The organism is Mesorhizobium sp. P2_A12 (genome assembly GCF_056405075.1).
Genome location: NZ_JBFUCU010000014.1, coordinates 77,458 through 104,312, shown reverse-complemented (window position 1 = coordinate 104,312; position 26,855 = coordinate 77,458). Strand labels below are relative to the sequence as shown.

Below are 26,855 nucleotides of genomic sequence, written 5' to 3'. Positions count from 1 at the left end.
ATGAATTTCGTGTTCTTCTCGCCGCATTTTCCCGTCAATGGCGGGGATTTCTGCGACCGGTTGAAGAAGGCCGGAGCCAGGGTGCTGGGTATCGGCGACGCACCCTACGAGGCGCTCGACGGCAAGCTGAAGGCGGCGCTCAGCGAATATTACCGTGTTGCCGACATGGAGGACTACGATCCGGTGTTCCGGGCGATGGGGCATTTCATCCACAAATGGGGTCGTATCGACCGTTTTGAATCGCTCAACGAACACTGGCTGGAGCTGGAAGCCAACATCCGCACCGACTTCAATATCTACGGTACCAAGCTCGATTTCGTGAAGAATTTGAAGCGCAAGAGCCGCATGCGCGCCTTCTTCCGCAAGAGCGGCGTCGACACCATCGCGCAAAGGAAATGCTCCGACCGGGCCGGTGCCATGACGTTCATCCGGCGCGTCGGCTATCCGGTGGTGGTCAAGCCCGACAGCGGCTCTGGCGCCTCGAACACCTTCAAGATTTCCAACACAGGGGAGCTCGACCAATTCTTTAGGGACAAGCCCGAGGATGTGACCTTCGTCATGGAGCAGTTCATCGAGGGGCTGGTGGTGACTTTCGACGGGCTGGTCAACCGCGATGGCGAGGTGGTGCTGGCCGCCAGCCACCGCTACGACCAGAGTGTCATGGAGGTGGTCAACAAGGACCGTCACATGAGCTACACCTGTTTTCCGCGGATCAGCCCTGCGGTCGAGGAGGCCGGCCGCAAGATCCTGAAGGCGTTCGACGTGCGCGAGCGCTTCTTCCACATCGAGCTGTTCGAGACCAAGGACGACCGCGTCATCGCGCTGGAGGTCAACATGCGTCCGCCGGGCGCCTGGATGACCGATGCGATCAACTACACCTTCGACATCGATGTCTACGGAGCCTGGGCCGACATGGTGGTCAGGGATGCCGCCGGCGGCCCCTATGAGGGCAAGTATTTCACCGCTTATGCCAGCCGCAAGCGGCGCCTCAGCTATTTGCACAGCCATGAGGACGTGCTAGCCGCCCATCGCGACAAGATCGTCCACCATCAGGCCATCGAAGAGGTTTTCAGCCGCGCCATGGGAAATTACGCCTACCAGATGCGCTCGAAGGACGAAGCGGCGCTGCGCGAAGCGGTCGCCTACATCCACGCGGAAAAGGCGTGAGGCGATGGACGTTTCCTATCACAAGACTTTCGCCCGCAATCTCGGCCGCGACATGGAATACAAGCGCTACGGCCATGCCGGCCGGCCGGTGGTGGTGTTCCCGACCTCGCAAGGGCGGTTCTACCAGTTCGAGGATTCCGGCGGGGTGGGGGCGCTGGCCGAGTTCATCGACACCGGCCGCATCCAGCTGTTCACGGTCGACGGCATCGATTCGGAATCCTTCTTCGACAAGCATGCCGACGCCGCACACCGCATCGGCCGGCACGAGGCCTATTTCCGCTATGTGCGCGAGGAGGCGCTGCCGGAATTCCTGTCCACGGCCGCGCAGGCCAATGGCGGGCGCAAGCTGAAGCCGCTGTTCACAGGCTGTTCGATGGGCGGCTACCATTCGTCGAACTTCGTCTTCCGCTTTCCCGAACTCGCCAGCGGCGTCATCTCGCTGTCGGGCGTCTATTCGGCCCGCGACTTCTTCGGCAAGGCGCTTGAAGGCGACATCTTCTACAACTCGCCGCTCGACTATCTGCCCGGCATCGTCGATCCCAAACTGCTTGCCCGCCTGAAGGCGCTCAGGCTGATCTTCTGCTGCGGACAGGGCGCCTGGGAGGAACGGATGCTGGTCGAGACGCGCAAGCTGGAACAGATCCTGCGCGACAGGTCCATTCCCGCCTGGGTCGACTATTGGGGCGGCGATGTCAGCCATGACTGGCCGTGGTGGCACAAGCAACTGGTCTATTTCTTCGGCCGCTGGCTGGATGAGGACCTGATGCACAGGCTGGATTAGGGCGCATTGATATTCGGGTGATGTCGGCCTGAAACGTCGGTGGGCTGTTGTACGCCGGCCGCTGACGGGCTTCCCTGGCTGTGAAATCACAACCTGGTTGTGATTTCAGAGGGAGCATTGGCTACTGCCTGACGCTTCTCGCCACCAACCGCGCCACGCTCGGGCCGACCAGCAGCACGATCAGGAAGCGCGCCGATTGCAGCGCCATGACGAAGGAGATGTCGACGTTCTGCGCGGCGGCGGCAATGATGGCGATGCTGTCCATGCCGCCGGGGCTGGTCGCCAGGTAGGCGGTCAAAGGGTCGATGCCCAAGAGATGGCTGATCATGAAGGCAAGGCCGCCGCAAAAGGCAATCAACGCCACGATCGAGGCGATGATCTGCGGCAAGGCACGCGTCGCATGGCGCAGGATCGGCCGCGTGAAGTTCAGGCCGATCGACCAGCCGACCATCGCGTAGCTCACTGCCAGCAGCCATTGCGGCAATTGCATCTCCACGCCAAGGCCGAGATGGATCACCGTGCCAAAGATGAAGGTGCCGAGAAAGAAGGGCGAAGGCAGCCGGCAAAGCTTTCCCGCCAGACCGCCGACAAGCGCGATGCCGATGGTGGCAGCTAAGGCTTGTGTATCGATCGGCGGAAACCAGACGATGGGCGGGATTTCGACCCCCGACGTGTCGACCCACATCTTTGCAACGAGAGCCGCCGTCATCGAGACGAAGATGACGCGCAGATATTGCATGAAGGCGACGAGCCGCTGGTCGGCGCCGAAGGCACCGGCCATCAGCACCATGGCGGTGGCGGCACCTGGCGAGGAGCCCCAGACGGCGGTGGTGCCGGGCAGGATGCGCCAGCGGCTGATCAGCCAGCCGAGCAGGCTGGAGGCCGTGACGGTGGCCGCCACGACGCCGAGAAACAGCGGCCATTCCCGATAGAAGACGGGAAAGATGTCGGCTGAGATCGAACTGGCGACGAGGCAGCCGACAATCGCTTGGGCGGCGCCGAACAGAAGACGCGGCACGCGCACCGTGGCGCTATTGGTGCCGGCGACGATGGCCGCCAGCATCGGTCCGATCAGCAGAGCGGCCGGCAAAGCGGCGAGCTCCAGCGCGCCGGCAAACAGGGCGGAGACGGTCAGGATCGCCAGCCATTGCCAGGCCTTGCGCATTCGCGCCATGCGCTCGACAACGGGCTGGTCCGGGGAATCCATGTCTTGGTCTTAGACTCGAAGCGGGGCGATGCGAACCCCGCTGCGCCGAAAAAGGATGCCTCGCGTGAGCTTAGGCTTTTTTGCCGTCGGCCAGGCCGAAGCCGCCGACAGGGTGGGTTTCGACCTGGAATTCAAAGCCGGCGATGAACGGCCGCGCCTTGGCGATCGCCGCCTGGACTTCGGGAAGCTGCAGCGAGGCTTTGTGGCTTTCGGCGTCGGTCCACACTTCGGTGACCCAGATCGCATCGGCATCCGCGGGGTCGCGGGCAATGATGTAGCTCAGGCAACCCGGCAGGGCTCCGGTGCTGGTACTGGCGCGCAGGACCTCCATGACCGCGTCGCGCTGGCCACGCGACGCCCGCATCTTGCCGATCAGTCCATACATTCCTTTGTCTCCCTTCGAGGTTTTCGACAAGATATGCAGATCGTCAGTATGCAGATAGCCGGTCAAGGCATCAACTGGCCGCCATTCACCTCGATCACCTGGCCGGTGATGTAGCCGCTCAGAAGGTCGGAAGAGAGGAACAGGTAGGCGCCGACGCAGTCTTCCGCAGTGCCGGCGCGCCCCTGTGGAATGGTGGCGACCATGCCCTTTATCTGCTCGTCGGTCGAATAGCGCTCGTGGAACGGCGTGAGAATGGTGCCGGGCGCCACTGCGTTGACGCGGACGCCGAAGCCGATCAGTTCCTTGGCCATGCCGCGCGTCACGTTGGAGACGAAGGCCTTGGCCGAACCGTAGAGGCCGGCGCCGCCGCCGGCGCCGTTGCGCGCGGCGATCGACGAGGTGTTGACGATGAAGCCGCCCTGTTTCTTCAGCCACGGGATCGCCTTGCGCGAGGCGGTCAGCACCGAACGCGCATTTAGGTCCATCACCGCGTCGTAGTGCGCCTCGGTCTGCTCGGCATAGGGCACGCGACCGAGCATGCCGCCGGCATTGTTGACCAGCCCGTCGAGGCGGCCGAAATGCTGCGCGCTGTCCTCGACGACGCGTTCGACATCGGCGGGAACCGAGAAATCGCCCTGGACGAGGAGCACCTCGCCGCCCTTGTCGGCAATGGTCTTGGCCAGAGCCTCGGCGGCGTCGCGGCTCGAATTGTAGTGCAGTGCTACGCGGCATTTCTGTGCGGCGTAGGCCGACGCCAGGGCCGCGCCTATGCCGGTGGATGCACCGGTAACCAGTACCGCCTTGCCGGCGAGATCGGGAATGCTGAGTGTGGTGGTGGCTGGCACGCGCGTCCTCCGGGATTTCTGCCGGTCCTTCGTAGGCCTTTGGTGCCCAGATGTTCAAGCCTCACGGGCGCAGATAGACGTAGCCCTGGCCCTGCAGTTCCGCGAGTTTGACGACGCCACCCTTGTCGGCGGCGTGGAACCCGTCGAGCAGGTCGGTCAAAGAAATATCCATGCCTTGCATGGTGTTGGCGCAGGCGTGCGGATCGAGCCCCTGCTGCACCAGGCTGGCGAAGCGGCCGGAGATAGCGGCCGATATGCCTTTGGACTTGAAGGCGGCAAGGGCTGGACCATGCACGACCAGCACGATGTCGACATTGCCGCCGGTGCCGTCATAGTGGTTCTTGATGTTGCCGAGAACGAAATTGACCTTGTCGAGATCGCTGAGATGATAGGCGACCTTCTGCCTGGCGGGCTCCGTGGCGGCTGCCTGCACCACCCGCAGGCCAACAAACGTTCCGGTTCCGGCAAGAACCGCGCGGAACATATCGCGCCGGCGCATCGCATTCTCCTCCGCTTGACGGCGCACCGCAAAATGCGTGGCTGCGGCCGCAATACTAGCATAAATTGACGCTACGTCCTGTCGATGCGGAGGAGGGGTCACATGACGCTTTGTAAGGTATTGGTGCGTGGCGCTTGGGGTGTCGCGCTACTTAGCCTGCTGGCCGGCTCGGCCTTGGCCGATGATGCGCTCAAGCTCACCGAACTCAGCCCCAACGGCGCCGACGCCTGTTTCGGTCGCGTCTATGACACAGCGCACCTCAAGGCGCATCCGAAGCAGAAGGTGGCGCGGATATTCTTCTACTACGGCCATGATCCGGTCAGCCGGCCGAACGAGGAGCCGACGGCGAATTCCGACTCGTCCTACAACGCCTTCGTCGCCACGATCGTGCGCGGCGCCAAGGCGCCGGAATGGGCCGGCGGCTGGTGCAATCACGAGTCCGAGGACGGCAAGACAGGCCCGATCCATTGCGGCATGGACTGCGACCGGACGCTGGCGTCGCTCAAGGTTGACGACAAGGGCCGGCTGATCCTCTCGGATCTGCAGTCCGATATCTATCTCGATGCCGGGGCGGAAGAGGAATTGGGTGCAGCGGAATACGACAGGCAGGCGCTGGGCAAGGAGGATGACAATTTCCGCCTCGACCCGATGCCGGCCGCGACCTGCAAGGCGGAGTTCGCGCGCATCGATCCGATCGACCCGGCGCTCGGGCCGCCGCTGCGCGAACGGCTGAAACCGGACCAGGCCTTCTGCTATGGGCGCGACTACGATGCAGCGCACCTGGCCGCGCACCCCGATCAGTTGACGCAGTCGATCCGGGTTTTCCGCGGCTCGGTGGAACTGGCGTCTTTTGCTTCGGGAGGCGACGCGGCCAACTGGCCCGATGGCGCCGACATTGCCGTCACCGTCACCACGCGGCAGAAATCGGCCAAGGTGACGCAGACCTATTCCTGTCAGGGCGAGGCCGACCAGTGGCGCTGCGCGGCAAGTTCCAAGATGAGCGATTTTTCTTGCGACATCGCGCAGAGGGAGATCTTCCTCAAGCGCGGCGCCAACGGCACGATGATGCTGGCCAATCCCAACAGCAGCCTGGCGATCGTCGATCTGTGTTCGAAGGCCGCCGACGGCAAGACGAAATCTGACGACAAGGTCTATCGGCTGCAGCCGATGCCGCAATCGGCCTGCGCGCCGTGAGCTGACCTCAGGCGAACGGCACGGCAGTAGTGCCTTTCGGCAGCTTGGCTTCGTCGTCGGGCTCGACATGGATGGTGACGCGCACCGAGGGGATTTCGGCTTTCAGCGCGTCCTCGATACGGTCGCAGATGACATGGCTTGCGCCGACCGACATGTCGGCGTCGACGACCAGATGGAACTCGATGAAGGTGGCGCGGCCGGCGATGCGCGTCTTGAGGTCATGCACCTCCAACGCGCCCTTGCAGTTGGCCGAGATGACGTCGCGGATGCGCATGTGCGCCTGCGTGTCGACGGCACGGTCCATCAGGCCGTTCATCGACGAGCCGATGACGTGCCAGCCCTGCCACAGGATGTTCAGCGCCACGATGACCGCCAGTGCCGGGTCGAGGATGTGCCAGCCGGTGAGGATCGCCCCGACCAGGCCGCCGAAGACCCCGATCGAGGTCACCACATCAGTCATGATGTGATTGCCGTCGGCAACCAGCGCAGGCGATTTCTCGGCCCTGCCGGCGCGGATCAGCGTCCAGGCCCAGAAGGCATTGATCACCGTCGCGATGCCGTTGACCGCTAGGCCGTTCCAGGGCTTTTCGATGGGCGCCGGCGCCTGCCAGGCGCGCCAGACTTCGTTTAGGATCAAAAGCGCGGCGAGAACGATCAGCACGCCTTCGAGCACAGCCGAGAAATACTCGGCCTTGTGGTGGCCGAAGGGATGGTCCTGGTCGGCAGGCTTGTAGCTGACCTGGATCGCCCAGAAGGCGGCCATCGAGGCGATGACGTTGACGATCGATTCCAGCGCGTCCGAATAGAGCGCCACGGAGCCGGTGATGTACCAGGCGACGAGCTTCAGACCGAGCACGACTGCGGCAATGATGATCGACCAAAACGCAAGGTTGGCGACCTTGCGCTTCGCCGCGGCCTTGGCCGCGATCGCCATCGTGTTCTCGGTTTCGGCCATGGTCGTCAGGCGGCCTTTTCCTTGGCCTTGCGCGGCAGGTGGGCAACGATGTTCTCGATGATCCGCATGCCGGCATTGTGACCGAGCGTCATGATCGATTCCGGGTGGAACTGCACCGCGGCGATTGGTTCCTTGCGGTGTTCGAAGGCCATGATGACGCCGTCCTCGGTCTCGGCCGTGACGATAAAATCATCGGGCAGGCGCACCGGATCGGCGAAGATCGAGTGATAGCGGCCGACGGTGACTTCCTTGGGCAGGCCGGAAAAGATGATGCCCGGCTTCGAGACGCGGATGCGCGACGGCTTGCCGTGCATCGGCACATGCAACTGCCTGAGCTCGCCGCCATAGGCCTCGGCCAGTGCCTGCAGGCCAAGGCAGACGCCGAAGATCGGCAACTCGCGGGCGCGGGCCTTCTTGATGGTGGCGGCGCAATCAAAATCCTTCGGCGTGCCGGGGCCGGGCGACAGCACGACGAGGTCGGGCTTCAGCCGGTCGAAGACTTCCTCCGGCACCGGCGTACGTACGGTCGAGACGTTGGCGCCGGTCTGGCGGAAATAATTGGCCAGCGTGTGGACGAAGCTGTCCTCATGGTCGACGAGCAGGATGTTGACGCCGTCGCCGACCCGGGCGGTGGTGCGTTCGGTGCTGGCGGAATTGCCTGTCTTGGCGTCGCGGATGGCGGAGAGCATGGCGGATGCCTTCAGTTCGGTTTCGGCTTCTTCTTCCTCGGGAATGCTGTCGAAGAGCAAAGTGGCGCCGGCGCGGACCTCGGCAATGCCGTCCTTGATGCGGATGGTGCGAAGGGTGAGGCCGGTGTTCATGTCGCCGTTAAAATTGACCATGCCGATCGCGCCGCCATACCAGGCGCGCGGGCTCTTCTCGTTCTGCTCGATGAAGCGCATGGCCCACAGTTTCGGCGCGCCGGTGACGGTGACTGCCCAGGCATGCGACAGGAAGGCGTCGAAGGCATCCATGCCTTCGCGCAGCCGCCCCTCGATGTGATCCACGGTGTGGATCAGGCGCGAATACATCTCGATCTGGCGGCGGCCGATGACGCGCACCGAGCCCGGCTCGCAGACCCGCGACTTGTCGTTGCGGTCGACATCCGAGCACATGGTGAGTTCGGATTCGTCCTTCTTGGAGTTGAGCAGCTTCAGGATCTGCTCGGAGTCCGAAATGGCGTCGTCGCCGCGCTTGATGGTTCCGGAAATCGGGCAGGTCTCGACGCGGCGGCCGTTGACGCGCACGAACATTTCCGGCGAGGCGCCGATCAGATATTCGCCTTCGCCCAGATTGATGAAGAAGGAATAGGGCGAGGGGTTGATCGACTTCAGCTTGCGCGAAATCTCGGACGGCTGCGTCTCGCAGCGCTCGTAGAACATCTGGCCGGGCACGACCTCGAACAGATCGCCGCGCTTGAACGAATCCATGGCCTTGCGAACCAGATTGGCATATTCGCCCGGCTCATGGTCACCGCGCGGCGGGATGCGGTCCGCGGTCTTGAACGGCTCGGCGATTTCATCGCGCGGCAGGCCTTCCGTCGAAAACCCGTCGCCCGAATAGTCGTAGCGGTCGGTCCACGCTTTGGCCGAGTAATGGTCGACGACCAGGATCTCGTCGGGCAGGAACAGGACGAGGTCGCGCTGGCTCGGCTTGCGCTCGAGCTTGTAGTCGACCGGGTCGAACTGGAAGGCGAGGTCATAGCCGAAGGCGCCGTAGAGGCCGAGATTGGCATCTTCCTCGGTCTTGAACAGAGCGGTGATGGCGCGCAGCACGGTGAAGACCGAGGGAACGCGGCTGCGTTCCTCCTCGGTGAAGACACGGCCGGGTTTGGCGACGTCGAGGCGGATCAGTTTCTTCGAAGTTTCGGCAATGGTGACATCAGCCAGGCTGCCGATCGCCTTGTCGATGACCGGCAACAGCGCCTCGCCACGACCGTTCAGCGCCTCGATGCGCATGGCGCGGCCACGCGCCGAAATGACCAGCGGCGGATCGATGATGGCGGTATCCCAGCGGGTATAGCGGCCGGGATATTCATAGTTCGAGGAAAACACCGCGCCGCGGCGCGCATTCAGCCCGTCGACGTAGGCGTCGATGGCGCCCGCATAGGGCCGGTCGTGGCGCTCGCGGGTGATGGTGATGCCACCCGCGGTCACGAAACTTTCCGCCCCGTTTTCCAGAACCTTCATCGTCATTGCCGTCTCCATCAGCTTCTTGGGGCAACGGACCCGGGAATGGCTTGAAAAAACAAATGGCCGCCCGGACATTCCGTTGCGGCCACCCTCTATTTTCACGCGCACGCGTTCGAACAGGCCGCTGTCAGCAGGCCCACCACCAAATGGTCTTGGTTGAACGCATGTTCATGGGCGAAATCCATAGCTGCGAAAACCCGGATGCGCAACAGGTTTGAAAAGTCTGTTCGTTGGCCGCCGCTTCTGCACCTCATGGCACATCGCCTGAGCCAGTGGTCCCGTCTAGGCTGGATGTCCAACAGCAGAAACATGGGAAAACAGCAATGACCGAGCAGATTGAGCGTGCGCGCGCATTCCATTCCCTCCACGCTAGGGGAAACCCGATCGTCCTCTACAATGCCTGGGACCCCGGTTCGGCCAAGATTGTCGAGAAAGCAGGGGCCAAGGCGATCGCCACGGGAAGCTGGCCGGTGGCGGCCGCCTTCGGATACGCCGATGGCGAGAAGATCCCGCTGGAGCTGGCGCTCGACAACATCAGGCGCATCGTAGGGGCGGTCGACCTGCCGGTGACCATGGATCTCGAGGGCGGCTACGGCGTTGAACCGGAAACCGTCGCCCGGACCGTGACGCGTGCCGTGCAGGCCGGCGCCATCGGCTTCAATTTCGAGGACCAGATCGTCGGCGGCACCGGCCTGCACGACATCGCGCTACAGGTGAAGCGGATCGAAGCCGCCGCCGCTGCGGTCAAGGCCTCGGGTATCCCGGCATTCCTCAACGCCCGAACCGACATCTTCCTCAAGGCCAAACCGGATACGCACGACAAGGCGCTGCTCGACCAGGCGATCGAACGAGCACACGCCTATGAAAGGGCCGGAGCGAACGGCTTCTTTGCGCCGGGCCTTGGCGATGAGCGCCTGATCGAGGCGCTCTGCAAGGCAATCGCGTTGCCGGTCAACATCATTGCGCTGGCGTATGTGCCGCCGCGCCAGCGGCTGGCGGAACTCGGCGTCGCCCGCATCAGCCACGGGCCGGTGCCTTACCGGCAGATGGCCGAATGGCTGGAGGCGAAAGCGCGGCTGGCTATTTCAGGCTAGGGCATGCTGATATTCAGGTGATGCCGGCCTGCAAATGGTGGTTTCCTGCGCTTCCGGTGCTCACGTACCCAAAAGTACGCTCCGCTCCGCGGAACCCGCCATTTTCGACTCGGCCTGACCTGAATCTCAACATGCCCTGAAGCATCTCGAATAGGGGCTGGGCCGTTCTGCTCTCAGTCCTCAAGCGTTCCCGACCTGGCGTCGGCGCTCTTGCTGTCGCCGACCAGCTTCAACAAGTCTTCGCCGGCGCGGATGATGCGGCGCGAGCGGCGGGTCAGGATGATGCCGTCCTGCGGTGCGAAGACTTCGGTGCGGCCGCCGGCCTCACCCGGTGCATGGACGATGGTGGCGAGGCGAGCGCCCTTGGCGACGCGGTCGCCGGGCTTCACGTCGTAAAGCACGGCACCTGCCCGGGGTGCCGGCATCATCTCGATGTTTTCGAGCGGTGCGACGACACCGGTGAAAGGTCCGGGGGCAGGCAGGGCGGTATCGGCGATCACGCCGCGCGCGACCAGCAGCCGGTAGAGACCTCCGGCGTCGCCGGCGGCCAAGGCGCCGTCGACGTCGAGGATGCCGCGATATTCGACCGTGGTGGCGACGCGACTGTCGAGCTTGGCCACGTCATCGGGAACGTTCTGGTAGGGCATGATCGAGGCGCCCTCGAAGGTACCGTCGGTGTCTTCGCTCCACAGCATCACCGCATCGACGCCCATGGCGGCGGCACAGTCGGCCATCGCCGGCCACAGGCTGGTATGGACATAGAGATAGGCGAGGCCCTCGTCGTCGCAATGCAGGTCGAGCACGATGTCGTGGCCGAGCGAAAGCTGCACCAGCCGGGTCTTCAGCCGCTGGTCGACAGGGCCAAGGCCGGTCTCGGGCAAGAGTGCTGCGTCGGGAGCGGCAAGCAGCGGAAAGCCGCGGTTGAAGTTGGTGCGGGTGCCGAGATGGAAGCGGCCCTGATGCTCGCCGAAATGATATTGGGCGCGGCCGATCGGGTTTGCCCAGGGCACGACGGTGATGTCGCCCTTGATGCGGCCTTCGGCCTCGGCCTTGGCCAGCATCGGCATCAGCGCGTCGATGGCGACGACGCCCGGCAATTCGCCGGCATGGAGTGCCGCCTGCAGATAGGCTGAAGGAGCGGCCTTGCCGGTTCCGGCAAACCGGAACAGCGGAAATTCGTAGGAAACACCTTCGCTTTCGCCGGCAATGCGCTCGATCGATTTTTGCATGACCTTCCTCCATCAAGAGCGACGAGACATGCCCATTTGAAGGTGCCGATGTCGATTGGTCCAGCCTGCCGCGCTATGGGCGCAAGCGGTTATTCCGCGGCAGCCTGAAGCGGGACGGCAGGCGCGCGCCGATCCAGCGTCTGCGACAGCACCGCGACGATGACCGCCAGTAGCGCCAATGACGCGCCGACCAGCGGCAGATTGGCATAGGAAACACCTGCGGAAAGGGCCGCGCCGCCGATCCAGGCGCCGCCGGCATTGCCGACATTGAAGGCGCCCTGGTTCAGAGTGGCGGCAAGGTTGGGCCCTTCGGAGGCGGCCTCGACGACGCGGATCTGCAGCGGCGGCACGACCACGAAGATGAGCAGGCCCCACAGGAAAACGATGCCGATGGCAACGCCGGCTATCGCGCCGAACTGCATGAAGCCGACAAACAGCAGCGCCAGCAACAGCAGCGTGCCGATGACCGTCGGCATCAATTTCCAGTCGGCGAGCCGGCCGCCGATGATGTTGCCGGTGGTCATGCCCACGCCGAACAGCAGCAGCACCCAGGTGACCGCGGAGGTGGACAGCCCGGACACGTCGGTCAGATAGGGTTTTATGTAGGTGAAGACGGCAAACAGGCTGGCCGAGGCCAGGGCGGCGATCAGCATCGCCAGCCAGACTTGCAGCTTGCCCAGCACGCGCAGCTCGCCGCGCAGGCCGCCACCGCTCGGTTCAGCGACGTCGGATGGCACCAGCCAGGCGATGCAAGCGACCGAGATCAGGCCGATGCCGACCACGGCGAGGAAGGTGGCGCGCCAGCCGAAGGCTTCGCCAAGGGCGGTGCCGGCGGGAACACCAAGGATGTTGGCCAGCGTCAGCCCGGCGAACATCAGCGCGATGGCGCTGGCGCGCTTGTTGCGCGGCACCAGGCTCGCGGCAACGACCGAACCGATACCGAAGAAGGCGCCGTGGCCGAAGGCGGTGAAGACGCGCGCGGCCATCAGCATCCAGTAGTTGGGCGCGATGGCGCAGAACAGATTGCCGACGACGAACAGCGCGGCGAGGCCAACCAGCACCGGCTTGCGCGGCAAATGCGCGGTGCCCATCGCCACGATTGGGGCGCCGAAGACGACGCCCAGCGCATAGCCGGTGACCAGCAGGCCGGCCGAAGGGATGGACACGCCGAGGTCGGCGGCGACTTCCGGCAGCAGGCCCATGATGACAAATTCGGTGGTGCCGATGCAGAAGGACGCAATGGCAAGCGCAAGGATCGGCAAGGGCATGAGGCGTCCAGACTGAATCGGTTCAAAATCAGATTGAACGCGTAGCCCTGTTCCACGCAATATGCATTGCTGCAATGCAGCAATGCATAAAGTACAGAGCCTGGCGCGAGAGTGAGTGTCTCACACCAGCGGTTTCAGCTCCTGGGCGATGGTGGGCAGCAGTTCGGAGACATTCGGGTGGATGTGCACGGCACGCGCCAGCGTGTCGACGGGCGCCTTGGTGTACATCAGGTCGAGCACGCAATGCACCGCCTCGTCGCCGCCGGGGCCAAGTACCGAACAGCCGAGGATCTCCCTGGTGTCGGCATCGACGAGGATTTTCATGAAGCCCTGCGTCTCGCCCTTTTCGACGGCGCGTCCGACGCGGGTCATCGGCCGCTGGCCGACCAGCGCCCGGCGGCCGGATTTCTTCACCGCGGCCTCAGTCATGCCGCAGCGGCCGAGCGGCGGGTCGATGTAGAGCGCATAGGCCTCGATGCGGTCGCTGACCTTGCGCGGATCATTGTCGAGCAGGTTGGCGGCGACGATCTCGTAGTCGTTGTAGGACGTGTGAGTGAAGGCGCCCTTGCCGTTGCAATCGCCCATCGCCCAGATGCCGGGCACGCTGGTGCGCAACTGGTCGTCGACGGTGACGAAGCCGCGCTTGTCGACCTCGACGCCGGCTCTGTCGAGGCCGAGATCGTCGGTGTTGGGCACGCGTCCCAGAGCCAGCAGCACATGCGAGCCGACCGCCGGAGGTTTGCCGGCGGAGAAGGTCACGGCAGTGTCGTTGCCTTGTTTGGCGAAGGCGATGTCGTCGGCACCGAGATGGACCGTAATGCCCTCGTTTTCGAGGATGGAAAGGATGGCGTCGGAAACATCCTCGTCCTCGCGGCCGGTCAGCCTGGGAGACTTCTCGATCACCGTGACGTCGCTGCCGAAGCGGCGGAACATCTGCGCGAATTCGAGCGAGATGTAGCTGCCGCCGACGACGACGAGATGGCGCGGCAGCACGTCGAGATCCATCATCGAGGAGTTGGTCAGATAGTCGATATCGTGGATGCCGGGCAGGTCGGGCACCGAGGCGCGGCCGCCGGTGTTGAGGAAGATTTTTTCGGCGGCCAAAAGGTCGTCGCCGACGCGCACGGTGTTGGCGGATTCGAAACGCGCATGGCTGCGATAGAGCGTGCATTTGTCCATGCCGGCGATCCAGGTTTCGAGCCCGATGCGGGCGTCGTTCGACACCTTGTCCTTGCGCGCCTTGATCGCCTTGTAATCGACGCCGACGGGGCCGCTGAGCGTGACGCCATAGTCGGCGGCCCGCCGCGCCAGATGCGCGGCATAGGCGCTGGCGACCATGGTCTTGGTCGGCATGCAACCGGTGTTGACGCAGGTGCCGCCGACCAACTTGCGCTCGATCAGCGCCACGCTCATGCCGGCGGCATTCAGCCGGCTGGCCAGCGACGGGCCGGCCTGTCCGGCGCCGATGATGATGGCGTCGAAGGTCTTTGCCGTCATGCCACCGCCGCCACGATCAGCAGGCCGCCGATGATCGCCACTGCGTCCTCGATGAAGGCGGCGGGCGGGTCCTTGCCGAAGGCGGCTGCCAGCCGGCCGCGCGCTTCGGCACCGCCCAGCGTGCCGATGACAGCGCCGATGGCGCCGGCGATCAGGCCGCCGATGGTGGAACCGCCGGTGGCGCCGATGACAGCGCCGGTAAACGCGCCCATGATGATGCGGGCGCCGAATTGCTGCGGCACTTTACGGCTCGGCGTCGAAGGCAACTGGTCGGTGACCAGTTCGACGATGGCCAGGATGGTGAAGATGCCGACAGCCGCCCAGTGGCTCATGAAGCTGGCCCAGGTGGCGGCGACCGGCAGCCAGCCGAGATAAGCGCCCCAGGCGACGGCGGCCGGCGCGGTCATCGCGCGAAGACCGGCAATGACGCCGATCAGAAGGGCGAGAATATACAGCATGATTGATCCCCTCATCGCCGGGCCAGGACAGCCCAGCAAGAGCAGGCTAGCATAGGCTTGGCCTTTGACCAGACATGACTTCGAAAAATCGGAATGGATTTTGCGCCCGGAATTGGCAGAAGCTGGCACTTCTCCGTCCGCGGCATTTGTGCTTTGGCGGGGATGCCAAAGGGAGGACACCGTCATGGCTGGAAGCGAGCGCGCCAAGATGGCGGCCGGCGAATGGTACACCTGCCTCGATGACGAACTGGAGGCCTTGCGCGTCACGGCGCGCGACGCGGTGTTCGAGCACAATTGCCTGCCACCCCGGCAGCGCGGAAACCTCGGGCCGGGCTTGAAGGCATTGCTCGGCGGCGTGGGCGAGGGCGCCCGCATCGAGGCGCCGTTCCACTGCGCCTACGGCTTCAACATCTTTCTCGGCGATGCCGCCTTTCTCAACGCCGGCTGCACCATTCTCGACACGGCAAGCGTACGCATCGGCAAGGGAACGCTGCTCGGCCCCAATGTCCAGATCTATTGCGCCGAGCACCACAAGGAGGCCGCCGGGCGGCAAGCGGGGCTGGAAATCGCGAGGCCTGTCGAGATCGGCGCCAATGCATGGATCGGCGGCAGCGCGATCATCCTTGGCGGAGTCAGCATCGGCGAGGGCGCCATCGTCGGCGCCGGCGCCGTGGTGACGCGCGACGTCGCCGCGAACACCACGGTTGTCGGCAATCCGGCGCGGGCGGTCAAGCGCGGCTGACGCTAGAGCGGTTCACCGTTTCACGGAAACGCCGAACCGCTCTATCTCTTTGTTTTGACGCAAATCCGGACGGAAAACCGTTTCACACTTTTCCTGGAATTGCTTGTCTTATGACATTGGCGCCGAACGGGTCAGAAAGGAACCGCTGGGAGAGGGTAGCCGCCCTCTCCCAGCGGCGAGGGTCGGATCGGTGGAATTGCGGACCGTTTGACGGGTCGAGCTAGAGTCGGATCGCCCTCGTCTTTCCCTTGAGGCCTGAACGGATACCCGGAGTTCGGCTCCGGACGACAGGCACAGGACAAGCGAAAGATGACCAACGATACCATCGGGGTCGACATATCGAAAGACCATCTCGACGCCCATAGGCTGAGCGACGGTACCAGTCGCCGCTTTGCCAACGACAATCCGGGCCACAAGGCCTTCATGACGTGGCTGGGAGAGCCCGAAGCTCGCATCGTCTACGAGCCGACCGGCCCGTATCACCGCGCTCTTGAACGCAGGCTGGCCGCAGCAGACTTCGCGCTGGTCAAGGTCAACCCGCGCCAGGCCCGGCGCTTCGCCGAGGCCACTGGCAGGCTCGCCAAGACGGACCGGTTGGATGCCGCCATGCTCGCCCGCATGGGTGCACTGCTCGCACTCGAGGCACGGCCAGTACGCAGCCCGATTCTAAATGATCTCAAGGATCTGCACATGGCGCGCGAGGCGTTGGTGAAGAACCGGACGGCGGCGAAGAACAGGGCCAAGGCGCTGACCCTTCCCATCCTCAAGCGCCATAATTCTCAGCAGCTCAGGCAGATCGAACGTCAAATGGCCGCTGTCGAAAAGGAGATCATGGCGCTCATCCAGGCCGATCCCGATCTCGCCCGCCGCTTCGCCATCCTCGTCTCGATTCCAGGCATCTCGGCAATCACCGCCTGCGCGCTTCTTATCGACATGCCCGAACTCGGCACGCTCGGCCAAGCCCAGGCCGCTTCCCTCGCAGGCCTCGCTCCAGTCACCCGCCAGTCCGGACAATGGACCGGCCGCGCTTTCATCAGAGGCGGTCGGGCCAATGTCCGACGAGCACTCTACATGCCCGCACTCGTCGCCATGCGCTTCAATCCAGATCTCAAGACCAAGTACGATCAACTCAGAGCGGCAGGCAAAGCCTCAAAGGTCGCTATCACCGCAATCATGAGAAGGCTCATCCTTCTCGCAAACGCTCTGCTCAGGGACGGTCGAATTTGGACCCAATCCCTTCCTTGACCAACACGGATACTCTAGGGCATGGTGCCGAAAAGTGTGAAGCCGTTTTCGGACGACATCATGCTCTATCTCTTCATCTCTTCGAGTTCGGCTCTAGGCGGCGGGAAACCGGATCGTCGCTTCGAACCCGTCTTGCCGCCCGGATGCCGGTGAGTTCAGAACCAGCGTCGCATCGATCTGTTGCAGGATCCGGCTGACGATCGCCAACCCGAGGCCCGATCCCTCGGCGCGCGTTGCGCCGCGCTCGAACCGTTTGATCAGGCTGCCTGGGGTCTGAACCACCGGACCTTGGTTGATCACGCTAAGTCGGGCGTCTTCGTCGATGCGCACGACAACCTCTCCGCCTTCGGGGCCATGCAGCAAGGCATTCTCGATAAGGTTGCGCAGGACGATGGCCAGCGCATCCGTGTCGATCGCGGCCAGCGCCTTGCCTTTCACCGGCGTCTCAAGGCGAAGGCGGCCCTTGTTTTCGCTGTGCTGCTCGAAGTCTTCGACCACCAGTGCCGCGACCGCGGCAAGGTCGGCAGGCTTTCCGGCGGCGGCCATTCCGGCGTCGGCACGTGCCAGCTGCATCAATTTTTCGGACAGGCCGGCGAGATTGGACAGCGCTGCCTTGATCTGGCGCGGCCGTTTTCTTGCCGCGTCGTCCGGAGCTTCCGCGATCAGGCGCTCCGTCTGTGCCAGTGCGCCGGCAATCGGCGTGCGCAATTCATGCGCGGCATTCGCGGTGAATTCTTTTTCCGCCTCAAGCGCCATGTGCAGGCGCCGCATCAGGCTGTTGACCGACTTGGCAATGGCGGCGAGTTCGGAAGGCAGTTCGGTGGTGCGGATCGCAGCGAGGTTGTCGCCGTGACGTGCGCTGATCTCGCCGCGCAATGTTGCAATCGGCCTCAGGAAACGCGCCAGGGTCAGCCACGCGACAAGTGCGCTCAACGGGATCAGGATGACCATCGGTATCAGGAAGCCGGTGGCGGCTTCGAAGGTTTCCTCGTTGCGCCGTGCATCGAGCTCGGCGACCTGGATGAAGATCGTGCCGCCAACCGCGGGCTCGGTGTAGATGCGCCATCCGGCGGCCTCCGCAAAGCCCTGCGCGAGTTCAGCCGTGAGCGGCTCCGCGGGAGCATTGTAGGAGTGCAGGAGAACACGGCCACTGCCGTCCCGCACCTGGAAGATGAGGCGACCGCCTATATCGTCTGAGACGGCCTCTGCCAGCCTGCGGGGCGATTGCGAAACCTCGCGCCCGAAAAGATCGTCGATGACCAGCGGCAGCAGCCGGCGGGCCGCTTCCTGCATCGAATTGTCCATGGCTTCGTTGATTTCACGATGCAGGGTGATGCTTCCCGTGCCCGCGGCGACCAGGCCGAAGGCGACCGTGACCAGGATCAGCGAGGCAACGAGACGACCGGCAAGGCTGTCGAAGAACCTCATGGGAATGCCAGACGGTAGCCCAGCCCCCTTACGGTCATGAGGGCCTCGCGCCCGATCTTCTTGCGTAGGCGGCTGACATAGACTTCGACCGTGTTGCTTTCGATCTCCGCCCCGAAGGCATAGAGCGCATCCTCGATCTGGTTCTTGCCGACGGTCATGCCGGGCCGGCGCAAAAACTGCTCCAGCACCGCCCATTCGCGGGACGTCAGCATGGCCTCCCTGCCGTCCACGACAACGCGGCGGGCGGCCTGGTCGATTTCGACCGGCCCGAGCCGAACCAGAGGATTCGGGTTTCCCGCATAGCGGCGCGCGACCGCAGCGAGGCGCGCGGACAACTCGCCGAGATCGAACGGCTTGACCAGATAGTCGTCTGCGCCGGAATTCAGCCCCTCTATCCGGTCGGAGAGCTGGTCGCGTGCGGTCAGGATGATGACCGGCGTATCGGTGCCTTCGCGGCGCAGCGTCTTCAGCAATTCGAGCCCCTTGCCGTCCGGCAGATGGAGATCGAGCAGGACGAGCTCATAGGAGACGACATGAAGGTGATCGCCGGCATCGCCAAGCGTCGTGCTCCAGTCCACGGCATGACCGTCGGCGGCGATATGATCGCGCACCGCCTCGCCCAGCACGGGGTCGTCTTCGATCAGCAGAACGCGCACCTTGCCTCCGTGTTCAGCAACACGCCACCTCCATGCGGAACAAGGCTGACAGGAACCTGAACGAAAGCCAACTGCGGCTTTTGAGCGATACGATACGCGTTCAGGCTGCTGTCAGGTTTCACGCTCAGGGTCCGTGACATCGGAATTGGCCGATGGAGAAAACAAGATGAAGACCTTGATCCTGACCGCGCTGGTGATGGCTGTTGCCGGACCGGCTTTCGCTGCCGACAAATGCGATGTGCCGACCGACCAGTGGCAACCGCGCGAGGCGCTGCAAAAGAAGCTCGAAAGCGAAGGCTGGAAGGTTCGCAGCATCAAGACCGAGAACGGCTGCTATGAAGCCAAGGCACTCGATGCCAACGGCAAAAAGCTGGAGGCCGTGTTCAATCCCAAGACGCTCGAGTCGGTCGGCGCCGATTCCGACGACGGTTGATCGCCATGAACGCCACCGTTTCGACACGAGAAGGCTCGGTCGGGTCGACACGAGAAGGCTCGGTCGGGTCGACACGAGAAGGCTCGGTCGGGTCGACACGAGAAGGCTCGGTCAGGGTCTGGAGTTCCTACGTCCGCCTCTTTCATTGGTCGCTGGTCCTGTGCGTTGCGGTGGCCTGGCTTTCCTCGGGAGAAATCATGAAGCTGCATGAACTGGCCGGCTACAGTGCGGGGGTCTTGATAGCCTCGCGGCTGATCGCAGGGCTGGCGGGATCGGGTTACACACGCTTCCGTCAGTTCGCGCGCGGGCCGCGCGCGGTGAGCTTGTACATAGCCGACGTGGCGCAGGGTCGCGAAAGGCGTCATCTCGGCCACAACCCTGCCGGCGGCGCCATGGTGCTGGCGCTTCTCACCTGCGTGGCGGGAATTGCGCTTACGGGCTGGATGCAGACCACCGATGCCTGGTGGGGCGTGGCCTGGGTGGAGGACGCGCACAAGATCCTGGGCAATGGAATTCTCGTGCTCGTCGGGCTTCATGTCGGCGGCGTGCTGCTGGCCAGCCTGCGCCATCGTGAGAATCTGGTTCGCGCCATGCTCACTGGCCGCAAACGCGCGCCATCGCCGGGAGACGTCGCCTGACTGCCTGGATCAGGGAATACCAAAGGCGCCGCGGTGATGCGGCGCCTTTGGCCGCTCTTTCTCAGGAAAGTTAGGCGTGCGGCACTGGTTCGTCCTGATCGGCCCGCCTCGAGAACTCGCGCCGGTATTGCGCCGGTGACGTCTTGAGCCGTGCCGAAAAATGCTGGCGCAGCGACGTGGCGCTGCCGAAGCCGACCTCGAAGGCCACCATGTCCATCGACTTCTCCGTTGCCTCCAGCAACCGCTGCGCCAGTTCGATCCGCTGGCTGGTCAGCCATTCGCCGAAACTGGTGCCGATCGATTTCTGAAAGCGGCGGGTGAAGGTGCGCCGGGTCAGGCCGGCGGCCTCGGCGACGCGGTCGAGGCTGTGCGTCTCGCCAAGCGTCGCGCGAACCGCGTCAAGTGCCTGGGTGAACAGGTCGGCATCAGCGCTTTTTGCCACTGGATGCTCGATGAATTGTGCCTGCCCGCCTTGCCGATGCGGCGAAAGGACAATCTGGCGGGCAAGCCGCAGTGCGGCTTCCGCGCCATAGCGGGCGCGCACGATGTGGAGGCAGCAGTCGAGGCCAGCCGCGACGCCGGCCGAGGTCACGACATCGCCATTGTCGACATAGAGCACCGTGGCATCGACCGCGATGTCGGGATGGAGTTTTTGCAGCCGCTCTGAATAGGCCCAATGCGTCGCGGCCCGGCGGCCTGACAATAGCCCGGCCGCGGCGATGGCGAAGGTTCCCAGACACAGGCCGACAATCAATGCGTCATGCGCGTGTGCCCGGCGCAACGCCTCCACCAACACCGGGGCTGGCGCCTCGCCGAGACGATGCCAGCTTGGGATGATGACGATGTCGGCGCCGTCAAACCCTTCGAGCCCATGCGGCGCGGCAACCGTCAGTCCGGCTTCGGTGTGGATCGGGCCGGCCTTGACCGCGCAAATGCGGAACTCGAAGCGCGGCAGGCCAAGCGATGTCCTGTCCTCGCCGAACACCAGGCATGGCACGGAGAGATGGAATGGGCTGATGCCGTCAAAGGCAAGGACGGCAATGATGGGGTCGGTCATGGGGCTTCCAAGCAAATGAATGTGGATTGTCCCGATTCTTTCGAATGATGTCAATCGGGACACTTTCGACCGCTTGGCGACCTGCCTATCTTCGACCCATCGCATTCAAGCAGGAAAGGAAAACACCATGTCTGACCCAGCCAACACCACGCCGCGCCGCGCGCTGATCGTCGTCGACGTCCAGAACGATTATGATGGCGGCAATCTCGCCATCCAGCATCCGCCGTTCCGCGACAGCGTCGTCAATGTGGCACGCGCCATGGACGCGGCGGCGACAGCCGGCATCAAGGTGGTGGTCGTCAAGCAGATGGCGCCCGAGACTTCGCCGATCTTCGCCAAGGGCAGCCATGGTGGCGAACTCCATCCCGAGATCGCCAGGCGTGAGCGCGACCATTATGTCGAAAAGAACCTGCCCTCCGCCTTCACCGGCACCGATCTCGAAGACTGGCTGCGCGCCAACGCCATCGATACGCTCACGGTGGTAGGCTACATGACGCACAATTGCGATCTGTCGACCATCATCCACGCCGTCCACATGGGCTTTGCCGTCGAGTTCCTGTCCGACGCGACCGGCTCCGTGCCTTATGCCAACAGCGCTGGTTATGCTTCTGCCGAAGAGATCCACCGCGTGGTCACGATCATCCTGCAGTCGCGCTTCGCGGCGGTGCTCAAGACCGCCGAATGGATCGAATGCCTGAAGAAGGGCGCTCTGCCCGAGCGCGATACGATCTATGCCTCCAACCAACGGGCGCTGGCGCGCAGCGCCGCGTAGCCAGAGTTTGTCCTCGGAAAGCAGAAAGGGCGGCCAGTGGCCGCCCTTTCAAATCTCGCAACGATCTCGAAATTCTCAGAACAGGCCTTCGATCTGGCCCATCTCGTTGAGGAATATCTTCTCCGAGGATGGCGCCTTGGGCAGGCCGGGCATGGTCATGACCTCGCCGCAGATGATGACGACGAAGCCGGCACCGGCCGACAGCCTGACCTCGCGCACCGGCACGGTGTGGCCGGTCGGCGCGCCGCGCAGGTTCGGGTCGGTCGAGAAGGAATACTGCGTCTTGGCCATGCACACCGGCAGGTGGCCGTAGCCGGCTTGCTCCCAGGCGTGCAGCTGGTCGCGCACCGACTTGTCGGCGATCGCTTCCGAGCCGCGATAGATGCGCTGGACGATGGTGTTGATCTTCTCGAACAGCGGCATCGCATCGGGGTAGAGCGGCGCGAACTGCGAGGCACCGGATTCGGCCAGCGCCACCACCTTGTTGGCGAGCTCCTCGATGCCGGCCGAACCCTTGGCCCAGTGCTTGCACAGGATCGCCTCTTCGCCCATCGAGGCGACATAGTCCTTCATCGCCTGGATTTCGGCGTCGGTGTCGGAATAGAAGTGGTTGATGGCAACCACCGCCGGCACGCCGAACTGGCGGATGTTCTCGATGTGGCGGCCAAGGTTGGCGCAGCCCTTCTTCACCGCCTCGATGTTTTCCTTGCCGAGGTCTTCCTTCTTGACGCCGCCATTCATCTTCATGGCGCGCACTGTGGCGACGATGACGGCAGCGGCCGGCTTCAGGCCGGCCTTGCGGCACTTGATGTCGAAGAACTTTTCCGCGCCGAGATCGGCGCCGAAGCCGGCTTCGGTGACGACATAGTCGGCAAGCTTGAGCGCCGTCGTGGTGGCGACGACCGAGTTGCAGCCATGCGCGATGTTGGCGAACGGGCCGCCATGCACGAAGGCCGGGTTGTTCTCCAGCGTCTGCACCAGGTTCGGCTGCATGGCGTCTTTCAAGAGCACGGCCATGGCGCCGTCGGCCTTGAGGTCGCGGGCGTAGACCGGCGACTTGTCGCGGCGATAGGCGACGATGATGTCGCCGAGGCGCTTCTCGAGGTCCTTGAGGTCGGTCGACAGGCACAGGATGGCCATGACCTCCGAGGCGACGGTGATGTCGAAGCCGCCCTCGCGCGGAAAGCCGTTGGCGACGCCGCCGAGCGAACAGATCATCTCGCGCAGCGCGCGGTCGTTCATGTCCATGACGCGCCGCCAGACGACGCGGCGTGTGTCGATGCCGAGCTCATTGCCCCAGTAGATGTGGTTGTCGATCAGCGCCGACAAAAGGTTGTGCGCCGTGGTGATGGCGTGGAAGTCGCCGGTGAAGTGGAGGTTCATGTCCTCCATCGGCACGACCTGTGCATAGCCGCCGCCGGCGGCACCGCCCTTGACGCCGAAGTTCGGGCCGAGCGAAGCCTCGCGGATGCAGACGATCGCCTTCTTGCCGATGCGATTGAGGCCATCGCCGAGGCCGACTGTGGTCGTCGTCTTGCCTTCGCCGGCGGGCGTCGGGTTGATGGCGGTGACAAGGATCAGCCTGCCGTCCTTGTTGCCCTTCACCGACTTGATGAACTCGGCGGAAATCTTGGCCTTGTCGTGGCCATAGGGCAAAAGGTGTTCGGTTGGAATGCCGATCTTCTGGCCGATCTCCTGGATCTGCTTCTTCTTGGCGCCGCGCGCGATCTCGATGTCGGACTTCACTTCGGCCATGACGGCTTTCCTCTGGATTGGTCGGTGGAGGGGACGGGGTTTGATCTCACTCGCATGCAGGCCGGAACCGGGGCGCGGGCATGTTTTAACCCTGTCGCTGCCGCGGCGTCAACTTGCATGCAACTATGTTTCCTATGAAGAAAATTCATCTGCGGACCGGCCGACCTGTTATCGGTTCTTCCCGGCTCCGTTGCCGCCGTATAGAAGCCAGAGGATGCGTCGTTCCGCCGTCTCAAAACAGCCGCACAATGCACCGAATGCGACAGAAGCGACGGCGCAAATTCGCCATCGCTTCGGCTGCGGCCGGCAAGCCTTACTGCGTCAGCACGTTGCTGATTTCGACCATGTTGGAGCGCACCCTGAGCACGTAGAAGCCCATCGTCGTCAGATGCGTCGGCAACAGCCAGCCGTCTTCGCGGCCATTGGCGATGATGAAGGGCTGGATGCGCAGCGCTGAGACGAACTGCGCGTCCATCGTGTCCCACAGGCTCTGCAGGTGCTTTTCCTTGATGACGTCGTCGAAGTCGGCCTGGGCACCCTTCATCAGGCCGTAATAGGCATAGAGTTGGCCATAGGCGAACCAGTAGCGGTCGTCGGCGCGGAAATCGAACCAGCCATCGTTGTGGTTCTCGGCGCGCTCCTTGAGGATCGCCGACGTCGAGCCTATGTCGGATGAGATACGATCGATATATTGCTTCAGATTGTCGGCGCGGGCATCGAAGGTCGCCTGGCAGGTGGCGAGCCGGGCGTTGAAGGAGCGCAGCTTGCGCACCGCGTCGCGGTAATAGCTCGGCGTCGGCGTCTTCGGGCCGAACGGGCTCAGGCCGAAATACCAGGTGTATTCGTCGAACTGCAGATTGCCGCGCGCGTCCTGCAGATCGGCATCGATCTGCGACGTGGTGCGGACACGGCCGAGATTGTCGGCGAGTTCCGTCGCCGTGCGCCGCACCGCCTGGTTGATGCCGCGCTGGAACGAGGCCTTGTTATCCATCCACGGCGTGTGGTCCCAGTCGATGCCGAACAGGCCGATCTTGTAGAGGATCATCGACGAGATCCAGGCATTCTGGTTGACGTTGAAGTCGGTCAGGTCGGCGGCGATCTGGGCGATACCGGAGTTGCCGCAGGTCTTGGCGGTATCGGTGCCGGAGCCGGCGGCAACCTGTTCGCCCGCGGACACGTTGCGCTTCTCGAAAGTGTAGGTGTCGGGGTAATTCGGGTTGAAATTGTTCCACCACTGGGTGGCGTAGAAGAAGTTGGCATAGAGGCCGATCAGCACCAGCAAGGCGACGCCGACCACCGCCTTGAGGATCCAGCCGCGCTGCGTGTACCAGCGCCCGGCCCACATGAACGGCCACAGGATGACGCCGATCAGGAGGCCGATACCACGGCCGATCCACTGGAAAATCCGGGTGAAGAAGTTCACGATCGGATCGAGCATGGCGATGTCACCCCCTCAAAGCATGATGCCAAAAAGTTGCAGACTTTTTGGATAACATCATGCGCCAAAACAACAAGTTAGAACGAAATGACGGTTCATTTCGTTCTAGTCAGTCAGGCCGTAGAGGCGTGTGCGAAACGCCACCTTGTCCTTCAAATATGTGGTTTTGAGAACGTCCACAACATGCGATCGCCAGGCGTCGCTGAAGCCGTCATAGTCCCTGTAGAAGCCCTGCTTGTTGAAGATGTAGCGCGAGACGAAGTCCGACGGGACGAAGTCCGAGATCAGCCGGTTGGTCAGCCAGGCGTCGGGATGGTCTGATTTGGCGCGGATCACCAGGAAGCGCTGCTGCGGGAACACATCCTCGATCTTGAGGTAGCCGACCTGGGCGATCTCGCGCTTGGCGGCGTTGAGGAAGGGAAAGTTGCCGTCCCTGGTGATCAGATCGGCATGGCTCTGGATCCAGGTCTGCAGCCAGACCTTGTCGACATCGGTCAGGTTGCGGTCCGGCTCTGCGTCGCGGATCAGCGCGCGCACCACCATCTCGGCGCGATGCTCGAGATATCCCGAGGCCTCGATCCAGGAGGCACGCGGCAGCTCAATGCGGCCGGTGGTGGCGAGGAACTTGAACACCTTGTCGGCGTCGTTGATCGAGAGATAGCTGACCTGCCACGGCCGCGAGCGGCGGAAACCGGGTGCGGCCGGATCACCGATCACCGTCGTCATGTCCGGATCGACGAACACGTAGAGACCGCCGAAATGGCTGGTCCAGTAGGCATTATGGCGGAAGATCACCTGGTCGGGCACCAGCGCGTTCTCGCGGATGTCGCCGCAGATCTTGGCCAACTCCACCATGCGGGTCAGCATGGCGTTGTCGCGCCAGGCGTCTGGCTCCTGCTTCAGCCGGTCGACGAGCTTGCCGAGCTCGGCGGCCTTGCCCAGCACATCCTCGGCCGAAAGCACCTTGAACTCGACCTGGCTGATCGACAGCAGGTCCTCGATGTCGTTGACCTTGGGGACGGAATCCTCGATCTCGCCGTAGATGACGTCCTTGATGGTCAGCGCGTCTATGGCGCGCTGGTTCTTGGACATGAACTCGAACATCAGCTGCGAGGTGTTGGAGAAGGCGGTGTGCACCACCGGCAGGTCGATCTGCGACGGCGTCAGGATGATGAAGCGGCGATTGACCTCGTTGGGATCGAGATAGTCATAGTCGCCGCATTCCTCGGCCACTTCGGGCGAGAACCCGGTGCGGTCGATCTGGAAGCTCTTCAACTTCGTCGGCTTCAGACCGAACGCGGCCAGCGCCTTGTTGTAGCGCTGGATCAAATGCGGCTCGTCGACCGTCAGCAGCCGGCCATAGATCAGCTCATTGTCGCGCAGCAGGTCGGGTTTCTTGGCGGTCATTATCCCTTCTCCCCGTTTACGGGGAGAAGGTGCCCGAAGGGCGGATGAGGGGCAGCGCGAGCGCTCATCATCTACCCCCCGACGTTGAAGAGGGCAAAAATTTCGCGTCGACAGAAATCATTTTGTGATCGAGCCGACCATCCAAGGCCGCAACAATCGTATCCAGCACGCTCTTGCGGTCCGCCAGGACATCAGCGTTCCACACCCTTAATACCGACCAGCCGTTCCTATTCATGGTTTCGTCCCTGTATCGATCTTGAGATCGATTTGCGTGCTGGCTGCCATCGACTTCCACAACCAGATTGGCTTCGCGGCAGGCAAAGTCTGCGAAATATGGACCGATCGGCAGTTGACGAAGAAATTTGTGGCCATTCAATCGCCGTCCACGCAATTCGCTCCACAGTTTTTCTTCGGCCTCGTTTTCGAATTTCCGTAGCTGACGGGCTCTCGCCACCTTCGGCTCGTTACCGCCTCGCATTGTGCTGCCCCTCATCCGCCCTTCGGGCACCTTCT

At 63.4% G+C, this 26,855-nt stretch carries 26 protein-coding genes; 9 read left to right on the top strand and 17 right to left on the bottom strand.

Annotated elements, in window-relative coordinates:
* Both AC1DZU_RS26060 and AC1DZU_RS26055 read left to right on the top strand, forming a co-directional pair.
* Complete coding sequence (locus tag AC1DZU_RS26060; RefSeq protein ID WP_477289566.1) at nucleotides 1-1,167, top strand: ATP-grasp domain-containing protein; 1,167 nt, start codon at nucleotides 1-3, stop codon at nucleotides 1,165-1,167.
* A gap of 4 nt (nucleotides 1,168-1,171) precedes the next feature.
* Nucleotides 1,172-1,948, top strand: a complete 777-nt coding sequence (locus AC1DZU_RS26055) for an esterase family protein (protein ID WP_095090797.1) — start codon at nucleotides 1,172-1,174, stop codon at nucleotides 1,946-1,948.
* A 121-nt stretch (nucleotides 1,949-2,069) separates the two neighbouring features.
* On the opposite strand, the gene AC1DZU_RS26050 is transcribed toward AC1DZU_RS26055, so the two are convergent.
* The 4 genes from AC1DZU_RS26050 to AC1DZU_RS26035 form a co-directional block, all read right to left on the bottom strand.
* On the bottom strand, nucleotides 2,070-3,155 hold the full coding sequence (locus AC1DZU_RS26050) for an AbrB family transcriptional regulator (RefSeq protein WP_477289565.1): 1,086 nt from the start codon (nucleotides 3,153-3,155) through the stop codon (nucleotides 2,070-2,072).
* A gap of 70 nt (nucleotides 3,156-3,225) precedes the next feature.
* Nucleotides 3,226-3,540: a putative quinol monooxygenase gene (locus AC1DZU_RS26045; RefSeq protein WP_184874721.1), complete on the bottom strand. Its 315-nt coding sequence runs from the start codon at nucleotides 3,538-3,540 to the stop codon at nucleotides 3,226-3,228.
* A 62-nt stretch (nucleotides 3,541-3,602) separates the two neighbouring features.
* The gene (locus AC1DZU_RS26040; RefSeq protein ID WP_477289564.1) at nucleotides 3,603-4,385 is read right to left on the bottom strand and encodes an SDR family NAD(P)-dependent oxidoreductase; all 783 of its coding nucleotides are present in this window, start codon (nucleotides 4,383-4,385) and stop codon (nucleotides 3,603-3,605) included.
* 61 nt (nucleotides 4,386-4,446) lie between these two features.
* Nucleotides 4,447-4,884, bottom strand: coding sequence for a DsrE family protein (locus tag AC1DZU_RS26035; RefSeq protein WP_477289563.1), 438 nt, complete (start codon nucleotides 4,882-4,884; stop codon nucleotides 4,447-4,449).
* A 102-nt stretch (nucleotides 4,885-4,986) separates the two neighbouring features.
* On the opposite strand from AC1DZU_RS26035, the gene AC1DZU_RS26030 reads away from it, so the two are divergent.
* A complete protein-coding gene (locus tag AC1DZU_RS26030) occupies nucleotides 4,987-6,078 on the top strand; it encodes a hypothetical protein (RefSeq protein WP_477289562.1) in 1,092 nt (363 codons plus the stop codon).
* 7 nt (nucleotides 6,079-6,085) lie between these two features.
* Here AC1DZU_RS26030 and AC1DZU_RS26025 read toward each other — a convergent pair whose 3' ends face one another.
* Together AC1DZU_RS26025 and AC1DZU_RS26020 are read right to left on the bottom strand one after the other, a co-directional pair.
* The gene (locus AC1DZU_RS26025; protein WP_477289561.1) at nucleotides 6,086-7,033 is read right to left on the bottom strand and encodes a cation diffusion facilitator family transporter; all 948 of its coding nucleotides are present in this window, start codon (nucleotides 7,031-7,033) and stop codon (nucleotides 6,086-6,088) included.
* A gap of 5 nt (nucleotides 7,034-7,038) precedes the next feature.
* Nucleotides 7,039-9,228 (bottom strand): anthranilate synthase, encoded by a 2,190-nt coding sequence (locus AC1DZU_RS26020; RefSeq protein WP_477289560.1) that lies wholly within the window; start codon nucleotides 9,226-9,228, stop codon nucleotides 7,039-7,041.
* Between the two features lie 320 nt (nucleotides 9,229-9,548).
* On the opposite strand from AC1DZU_RS26020, the gene AC1DZU_RS26015 reads away from it, so the two are divergent.
* Nucleotides 9,549-10,319 carry an isocitrate lyase/PEP mutase family protein gene (locus tag AC1DZU_RS26015; RefSeq protein ID WP_477289559.1) on the top strand — a complete coding sequence of 257 codons (771 nt, stop codon included), beginning with the start codon at nucleotides 9,549-9,551 and terminating at the stop codon, nucleotides 10,317-10,319.
* A gap of 173 nt (nucleotides 10,320-10,492) precedes the next feature.
* Here AC1DZU_RS26015 and AC1DZU_RS26010 read toward each other — a convergent pair whose 3' ends face one another.
* The 4 genes from AC1DZU_RS26010 to AC1DZU_RS25995 all read right to left on the bottom strand — a co-directional run bounded on the left by AC1DZU_RS26010 (nucleotide 10,493) and on the right by AC1DZU_RS25995 (nucleotide 14,771).
* Nucleotides 10,493-11,548: a M14 family metallopeptidase gene (locus tag AC1DZU_RS26010; RefSeq protein ID WP_477289558.1), complete on the bottom strand. Its 1,056-nt coding sequence runs from the start codon at nucleotides 11,546-11,548 to the stop codon at nucleotides 10,493-10,495.
* Between the two features lie 89 nt (nucleotides 11,549-11,637).
* Nucleotides 11,638-12,816, bottom strand: a complete 1,179-nt coding sequence (locus tag AC1DZU_RS26005; protein WP_477289557.1) for an MFS transporter — start codon at nucleotides 12,814-12,816, stop codon at nucleotides 11,638-11,640.
* Between the two features lie 120 nt (nucleotides 12,817-12,936).
* Complete coding sequence (locus tag AC1DZU_RS26000) at nucleotides 12,937-14,313, bottom strand: FAD-containing oxidoreductase (RefSeq protein ID WP_477289556.1); 1,377 nt, start codon at nucleotides 14,311-14,313, stop codon at nucleotides 12,937-12,939.
* Nucleotides 14,310-14,771, bottom strand: a complete 462-nt coding sequence (locus AC1DZU_RS25995; protein WP_095090807.1) for a DUF4126 domain-containing protein — start codon at nucleotides 14,769-14,771, stop codon at nucleotides 14,310-14,312. Before AC1DZU_RS25995 ends, AC1DZU_RS26000 begins: the two co-directional genes overlap by 4 nt.
* Before the next feature lie 184 nt (nucleotides 14,772-14,955).
* Here AC1DZU_RS25995 and AC1DZU_RS25990 point away from each other — a divergent pair, with 184 nt between their 5' ends.
* Nucleotides 14,956-15,513, top strand: coding sequence for a sugar O-acetyltransferase (locus AC1DZU_RS25990; protein ID WP_477289555.1), 558 nt, complete (start codon nucleotides 14,956-14,958; stop codon nucleotides 15,511-15,513).
* A 309-nt stretch (nucleotides 15,514-15,822) separates the two neighbouring features.
* Nucleotides 15,823-16,758, top strand: coding sequence for an IS110 family RNA-guided transposase (locus tag AC1DZU_RS25985; protein ID WP_477289554.1), 936 nt, complete (start codon nucleotides 15,823-15,825; stop codon nucleotides 16,756-16,758).
* A gap of 93 nt (nucleotides 16,759-16,851) precedes the next feature.
* On the opposite strand, the gene AC1DZU_RS25980 is transcribed toward AC1DZU_RS25985, so the two are convergent.
* Both AC1DZU_RS25980 and AC1DZU_RS25975 read right to left on the bottom strand, forming a co-directional pair.
* Complete coding sequence (locus AC1DZU_RS25980; RefSeq protein ID WP_477289553.1) at nucleotides 16,852-18,186, bottom strand: ATP-binding protein; 1,335 nt, start codon at nucleotides 18,184-18,186, stop codon at nucleotides 16,852-16,854.
* A complete protein-coding gene (locus AC1DZU_RS25975) occupies nucleotides 18,183-18,842 on the bottom strand; it encodes a response regulator (RefSeq protein WP_477289552.1) in 660 nt (219 codons plus the stop codon). Before AC1DZU_RS25975 ends, AC1DZU_RS25980 begins: the two co-directional genes overlap by 4 nt.
* 166 nt (nucleotides 18,843-19,008) lie before the next feature.
* Between AC1DZU_RS25975 and AC1DZU_RS25970 the strand changes: the two genes are divergently transcribed.
* Both AC1DZU_RS25970 and AC1DZU_RS25965 read left to right on the top strand, forming a co-directional pair.
* On the top strand, nucleotides 19,009-19,275 hold the full coding sequence (locus AC1DZU_RS25970; RefSeq protein WP_095091693.1) for a PepSY domain-containing protein: 267 nt from the start codon (nucleotides 19,009-19,011) through the stop codon (nucleotides 19,273-19,275).
* A 5-nt stretch (nucleotides 19,276-19,280) separates the two neighbouring features.
* The gene (locus tag AC1DZU_RS25965; protein WP_477289551.1) at nucleotides 19,281-19,913 is read left to right on the top strand and encodes a cytochrome b/b6 domain-containing protein; all 633 of its coding nucleotides are present in this window, start codon (nucleotides 19,281-19,283) and stop codon (nucleotides 19,911-19,913) included.
* 70 nt (nucleotides 19,914-19,983) lie between these two features.
* On the opposite strand, the gene AC1DZU_RS25960 is transcribed toward AC1DZU_RS25965, so the two are convergent.
* Nucleotides 19,984-20,970 carry a GlxA family transcriptional regulator gene (locus tag AC1DZU_RS25960; RefSeq protein WP_477289550.1) on the bottom strand — a complete coding sequence of 329 codons (987 nt, stop codon included), beginning with the start codon at nucleotides 20,968-20,970 and terminating at the stop codon, nucleotides 19,984-19,986.
* A gap of 127 nt (nucleotides 20,971-21,097) precedes the next feature.
* Here AC1DZU_RS25960 and AC1DZU_RS25955 point away from each other — a divergent pair, with 127 nt between their 5' ends.
* Nucleotides 21,098-21,742, top strand: coding sequence for a cysteine hydrolase family protein (locus AC1DZU_RS25955; protein ID WP_477289549.1), 645 nt, complete (start codon nucleotides 21,098-21,100; stop codon nucleotides 21,740-21,742).
* A gap of 75 nt (nucleotides 21,743-21,817) precedes the next feature.
* On the opposite strand, the gene AC1DZU_RS25950 is transcribed toward AC1DZU_RS25955, so the two are convergent.
* From AC1DZU_RS25950 to AC1DZU_RS25935, 4 genes are all read right to left on the bottom strand, one after another.
* A complete protein-coding gene (locus AC1DZU_RS25950) occupies nucleotides 21,818-23,497 on the bottom strand; it encodes a formate--tetrahydrofolate ligase (protein ID WP_184874706.1) in 1,680 nt (559 codons plus the stop codon).
* A gap of 313 nt (nucleotides 23,498-23,810) precedes the next feature.
* Nucleotides 23,811-24,935 (bottom strand): DUF2333 family protein, encoded by a 1,125-nt coding sequence (locus AC1DZU_RS25945; RefSeq protein WP_477289548.1) that lies wholly within the window; start codon nucleotides 24,933-24,935, stop codon nucleotides 23,811-23,813.
* A 105-nt stretch (nucleotides 24,936-25,040) separates the two neighbouring features.
* Entirely contained in the window at nucleotides 25,041-26,342 is a 1,302-nt protein-coding gene (locus AC1DZU_RS25940; RefSeq protein ID WP_477289547.1) for a DUF6638 family protein, read from the bottom strand.
* A gap of 67 nt (nucleotides 26,343-26,409) precedes the next feature.
* Nucleotides 26,410-26,820, bottom strand: coding sequence for an endonuclease domain-containing protein (locus AC1DZU_RS25935; RefSeq protein WP_477289595.1), 411 nt, complete (start codon nucleotides 26,818-26,820; stop codon nucleotides 26,410-26,412).
* Between the last annotated feature and the right edge of the window lie 35 nt (nucleotides 26,821-26,855).

Excerpts from the sequence above, each read along its gene's own strand:
- AC1DZU_RS26020 (WP_477289560.1), bottom strand. The coding sequence starts at position 9,228 with ATGACGATGAAGGTTCTGGAAAACGGGGCGGAAAGTTTCGTGACCGCG.
- AC1DZU_RS25945 (WP_477289548.1), bottom strand. The coding sequence starts at position 24,935 with ATGCTCGATCCGATCGTGAACTTCTTCACCCGGATTTTCCAGTGGATC.
- AC1DZU_RS25995 (WP_095090807.1), bottom strand. The coding sequence starts at position 14,771 with ATGCTGTATATTCTCGCCCTTCTGATCGGCGTCATTGCCGGTCTTCGC.
- AC1DZU_RS26050 (WP_477289565.1), bottom strand. The coding sequence starts at position 3,155 with ATGGATTCCCCGGACCAGCCCGTTGTCGAGCGCATGGCGCGAATGCGC.
- AC1DZU_RS25990 (WP_477289555.1), top strand. The coding sequence starts at position 14,956 with ATGGCTGGAAGCGAGCGCGCCAAGATGGCGGCCGGCGAATGGTACACC.
- AC1DZU_RS26030 (WP_477289562.1), top strand. The coding sequence starts at position 4,987 with ATGACGCTTTGTAAGGTATTGGTGCGTGGCGCTTGGGGTGTCGCGCTA.
- AC1DZU_RS25970 (WP_095091693.1), top strand. The coding sequence starts at position 19,009 with ATGAAGACCTTGATCCTGACCGCGCTGGTGATGGCTGTTGCCGGACCG.
- AC1DZU_RS25935 (WP_477289595.1), bottom strand. The coding sequence starts at position 26,820 with ATGCGAGGCGGTAACGAGCCGAAGGTGGCGAGAGCCCGTCAGCTACGG.
- AC1DZU_RS25985 (WP_477289554.1), top strand. The coding sequence starts at position 15,823 with ATGACCAACGATACCATCGGGGTCGACATATCGAAAGACCATCTCGAC.
- AC1DZU_RS26000 (WP_477289556.1), bottom strand. The coding sequence starts at position 14,313 with ATGACGGCAAAGACCTTCGACGCCATCATCATCGGCGCCGGACAGGCC.
- AC1DZU_RS26055 (WP_095090797.1), top strand. The coding sequence starts at position 1,172 with ATGGACGTTTCCTATCACAAGACTTTCGCCCGCAATCTCGGCCGCGAC.
- AC1DZU_RS26060 (WP_477289566.1), top strand. The coding sequence starts at position 1 with ATGAATTTCGTGTTCTTCTCGCCGCATTTTCCCGTCAATGGCGGGGAT.
- AC1DZU_RS26045 (WP_184874721.1), bottom strand. The coding sequence starts at position 3,540 with ATGTATGGACTGATCGGCAAGATGCGGGCGTCGCGTGGCCAGCGCGAC.
- AC1DZU_RS26005 (WP_477289557.1), bottom strand. The coding sequence starts at position 12,816 with ATGCCCTTGCCGATCCTTGCGCTTGCCATTGCGTCCTTCTGCATCGGC.
- AC1DZU_RS25965 (WP_477289551.1), top strand. The coding sequence starts at position 19,281 with ATGAACGCCACCGTTTCGACACGAGAAGGCTCGGTCGGGTCGACACGA.
- AC1DZU_RS26035 (WP_477289563.1), bottom strand. The coding sequence starts at position 4,884 with ATGCGCCGGCGCGATATGTTCCGCGCGGTTCTTGCCGGAACCGGAACG.
- AC1DZU_RS26025 (WP_477289561.1), bottom strand. The coding sequence starts at position 7,033 with ATGGCCGAAACCGAGAACACGATGGCGATCGCGGCCAAGGCCGCGGCG.
- AC1DZU_RS26015 (WP_477289559.1), top strand. The coding sequence starts at position 9,549 with ATGACCGAGCAGATTGAGCGTGCGCGCGCATTCCATTCCCTCCACGCT.
- AC1DZU_RS25960 (WP_477289550.1), bottom strand. The coding sequence starts at position 20,970 with ATGACCGACCCCATCATTGCCGTCCTTGCCTTTGACGGCATCAGCCCA.
- AC1DZU_RS25955 (WP_477289549.1), top strand. The coding sequence starts at position 21,098 with ATGTCTGACCCAGCCAACACCACGCCGCGCCGCGCGCTGATCGTCGTC.
- AC1DZU_RS26010 (WP_477289558.1), bottom strand. The coding sequence starts at position 11,548 with ATGCAAAAATCGATCGAGCGCATTGCCGGCGAAAGCGAAGGTGTTTCC.
- AC1DZU_RS25980 (WP_477289553.1), bottom strand. The coding sequence starts at position 18,186 with ATGAGGTTCTTCGACAGCCTTGCCGGTCGTCTCGTTGCCTCGCTGATC.
- AC1DZU_RS25940 (WP_477289547.1), bottom strand. The coding sequence starts at position 26,342 with ATGACCGCCAAGAAACCCGACCTGCTGCGCGACAATGAGCTGATCTAT.
- AC1DZU_RS25950 (WP_184874706.1), bottom strand. The coding sequence starts at position 23,497 with ATGGCCGAAGTGAAGTCCGACATCGAGATCGCGCGCGGCGCCAAGAAG.